Source organism: Mesorhizobium sp. M4B.F.Ca.ET.203.01.1.1 (assembly GCF_004791025.1).
Classification (GTDB): Bacteria; Pseudomonadota; Alphaproteobacteria; order Rhizobiales; family Rhizobiaceae; genus Mesorhizobium; species Mesorhizobium abyssinicae.
Window position 1 is genome coordinate 1 of record NZ_SRUO01000043.1, and the last position, 1,052, is coordinate 1,052.

General features: G+C 64.6%; 1 protein-coding gene. It reads left to right on the forward strand.

Annotated elements, in window-relative coordinates; all coding sequences use genetic code 11:
- Positions 1–201: 201 nt before the first annotated feature.
- A partial coding sequence (locus EN846_RS33525) for an IS110 family transposase (RefSeq protein WP_189521686.1) occupies positions 202–1,052 on the forward strand: 851 nt, incomplete at its 3' end.

The following is a 1,052-nucleotide window of genomic DNA, read 5'->3' on the forward strand; positions in this document are numbered from 1 at the left end:
AACACCCCTTGTGTGTCTGGAATCGTGCATTGTTGAGGGGTGCCACGGACCAGGTGCTTGCCTGATCCGTGGCGGCGGTCGAGAGCCCGTCACCCCTCAGGTAGCCTAAACCGTGGATGAGCTGGGGCCCGACCGCCTTCTTTTGTGAACCCGAACAGTTGCAAGGGGCAAGCCCCCGCACACAAGGAAGGGACCGAGAAGATGGCTGCAGGAACGGTTCAGGATGTCGGCATCGACGTTGCCAAGCGATGGCTCGACGTGGCCGTGTTCCAGACGCAGGAACAAGCGCGTTTCGACAACGACAAGGACGGATGGGCCAAGCTGAGCAAGTGGCTGAAAGGCCGCAACGTGCGCGCCATCGGCATGGAGCCGAGTGGAGGCTATGAGCGCGGCGTGGCCAAGGCGCTGCGCAAGGCGGGTTTACCGGCCAGGAACGTCAATCCGCACAAGCTGCGCCACTATGCCCGCGCGCTTGGCCGACTGGCCAAGAACGACCGCATCGATGCCCTGCTGATTGCACGCTATACCGCCGAACTGCCGACCCGGCCGGTGCAGTGCGACCCAATCGCCGAGCAACTGGCCGATCTGGTCGTGGCCCGCAGGCAGCTCAGCGACGACAAGGTCAGCCTGGCCAATCAGCTCGAGCAGGTCCGCGAGCCGACGGTCAAGCGCATCTTCACCCAGCGTCTGCGCCGCATTGAGTTCGATATCGCACTGCTGGCCAAGCGCATGGCCGATCTTGTCGCCAGCCAGCCGGCGTTCGCGGCCAGGGACCGCCTGATCCAGTCCTTCCACGGTGCCGGTCCGGTGTTCAGCCATACCGTGCTGGCCTTGGCGCCGGAGATAGGGCAGGCCTCGCGGCGCGAAATCGCAGCCCTTGCTGGCCTGGCCCCATACGACTTCGACAGCGGCACCTTCAAAGGCCGCCGCATTATCTGGGGCGGTCGTCACGCCGTGCGCAGGGTGGTCTATATGGCTGCCCTCACCGCCAGTCGCTCAAATCCCGTCCTCAAGGCCTTCCACCAGCGTCTCATCGCCAAGGGCAAGGAGCC